This is a genomic window from Martelella sp. (genome assembly GCF_984369615.1).
In genome coordinates, this window is the sequence record NZ_CFHTCS010000519.1 from 1 (window position 1) to 2,279 (window position 2,279).

Below are 2,279 nucleotides of genomic sequence, written 5' to 3' on the forward strand. Positions count from 1 at the left end.
AATTTGCGCAGGCGGGTCTCGTCGGCGGGTTTCTGCTCAAGCATGGACATTCGGCCCTGTTCCCCGCTGCTGGCGCATGGCGGGGCAATGCCCCCTGAACCATGCGGTATTTCCTGAAAGCCACAGCCAATCCCGCGCAGACAGAGTGCGACGGGGCTTGCGGCCTCGCTCAAAAGAGCCCGCAAGCGCCTAAGGGGAGCGCTTGCGGGATAGTCCTAGACCTAGTGGTCTGAGCGGTGATGTAAAGGGGGTGGGCGCCGGAAGCGTCAGAAAGCTTCCATCTCGGCCTTCACCTTTGCCAGGAAATCGGCCCTAGTCTTGTCGGTGCAGTTGTTCATGTCGTAATGCGCCATGAACGACACCGGAGCGCCGAGCTTGATCTGGGCGCGCAGCACGCGCTTGACGATCTTTTTCGGCGGATTGCCGGCCAGAAAGGCCCGCATCGGCGTTGCGCCATAGGTGAAAACAGCCGCAAGCTTCCTGATATGGCGCAGCGTCGGGGTCAGTTTCCCGTCCTCGAGCGCGAAGGAAACGCCCGGCAGCCAGACCCGATCGAAATAGCCTTTCAGCATGGCCGGAAAGCCGAAATTCCATACCGGCGTGACGATGACGAGGGCTTCGGCCTTGCGCAAGCGCTCGACATAGCCTTCAACCGGTGCGGTATTTTCCGGATAGTCGTGATAGCCGATCCGCTCCTCGCGGGTCAGGACCGGCTGGAAACCCTCGGCGTAAAGATCGCAATCATCGACCTCGTGGCCGGCCTTCTTCAGGCTTTCCACGACCTGGGCATGAAGCGCCGCGCCGAAGCTCGTTTCCACCGGATGGCTGAAGAGAACGAGAACGCGCATCCTATTCGGCTCCCGTCTCGGAAAGGCCCTTGAACAGGAAGTTCTTGCCGGCCTTGAAATCGAAGTCCGGATTTTCCCAGGCGATCATCTTGCCGGGGTTCAGAAGGCCCTTGGGATCCGTTTCCTTTTTGAAGGCAAGCTGCAATTCGTCGGTCTGCTTCATGCCGCCTTCTTCCAGCGTGTAGCGGTGCGGGTTAAAGATCGGGCAGCCATGATCCTCGTGGATGCGGATGATCTCTTCCAGCCGCTCGGCCGTGGTGTAGCGCACCAGCGGCAGGCCGGAACACTGGATCGCGCCGTCAAAACGCAGGAATTCCAGATGGCCGATCACCTCGTCGCCGAAAAGCGCGGTCATCTCCTGGACCTTGGCCACATGATCGGGTCCGGGATACTGGACCTGCAGATAAGTGAAGGCATCCGGCTCCATCTTCAGCGCTCTGAGCGTCGTGTGGTTCCAGCCGAGTTCATAGGCGCGCGGCAGGCCGCGCAGGCTTTCGGCCTCATCGGAGCGGAAGCGGATCTCGCCCTTGTAGAGGTTCACCAGCGCCTCGAAGGGTTCCAGCGAATGCGGCGCCACCATGACGACGGAGACAGACTCACCTTCCCTCAGATAGGGCTTGTGGCGGTTGAAATAGGAATAGGGCACGGGAGCCGCGATCGGGGCGATTTCCTTGACGAGAATGCCGGAGGATTTCGCCAGACGGTCGGAAAAGCGCACGGCATCCATGAAGGTCTCGTGGCCGACCATCACATCCACCCAGTCATAGGCGGGCGCCAGCGGCATCTCGACCTCGGTGATAATGCCGTTGGTGCCGTAGGCGTGGCTGACCTTCAGGAGGTCGCGCGCCGTCAGTTCCATCACCCGCGGTTCTGCCTCCAGCGTAACAATCCGCAAACGCAGAACATTGCCGAGGTCGCGAAGGCCGCCCCAGTGGACCGAGCCGACGCCGCCGGAGCCGCCGGCGATGAAGCCGCCGAGCGTGGCCTGGCCGGTGGTCGAGGGATGGAAGCGCAGTTCCTGCCCGGATTTTTCCTTCAGCTCCCTGTCAAGCTGGGCGCAGATGATGCCGGCCTCAGCGATGACGCGGCCGGGCTTTATGTCCTTGATGGCGTTCATCTTGGTCATGTCGAGCACGATGCCGCCGGAAAGCGGCATGCACTGCCCGTAATTGCCTGTGCCGCCGCCGCGCGCCGTGACGGGAACGTCATTTTTGAACGCGACCTTCAGGATCCGGATCAGCTCTTCCTCGTTCTTCGGCGAGACGACCAGATCGCCGGTCACATTCTCAAGCTGTTCCTTCAGGATTGGAGAATACCAGTAGAAATCCCGGCTCTTGCGCAGAACCATATTGGGATTGTCCTCAATGGCGATGCCTTCGAGTTCGGCCTTGATCTGTTGATAGTCCGGCATGTTCACTTATCCATCAGCGG

2 protein-coding genes are annotated in these 2,279 nt (G+C 60.7%); both read right to left on the reverse strand.

Annotated features, from left to right (window positions below; genetic code table 11):
• Positions 1–266: 266 nt before the first annotated feature.
• Positions 267–848 (reverse strand): NAD(P)H-dependent oxidoreductase, encoded by a 582-nt coding sequence (locus AC5DC2_RS23155; RefSeq protein WP_200335438.1) that lies wholly within the window; start codon positions 846–848, stop codon positions 267–269.
• Position 849: 1 nt separating this feature from the next.
• On the reverse strand, positions 850–2,259 hold the full coding sequence (locus AC5DC2_RS23160; protein WP_061449769.1) for an FAD-binding oxidoreductase: 1,410 nt from the start codon (positions 2,257–2,259) through the stop codon (positions 850–852).
• Positions 2,260–2,279: the final 20 nt, after the last annotated feature.

Bases quoted from the DNA above. Each gene is read 5' to 3' on its own strand.
- AC5DC2_RS23155 (WP_200335438.1), bottom strand. From the start codon at position 848: ATGCGCGTTCTCGTTCTCTTCAGCCATCCGGTGGAAACGAGCTTCGGC.
- AC5DC2_RS23160 (WP_061449769.1), bottom strand. From the start codon at position 2,259: ATGCCGGACTATCAACAGATCAAGGCCGAACTCGAAGGCATCGCCATT.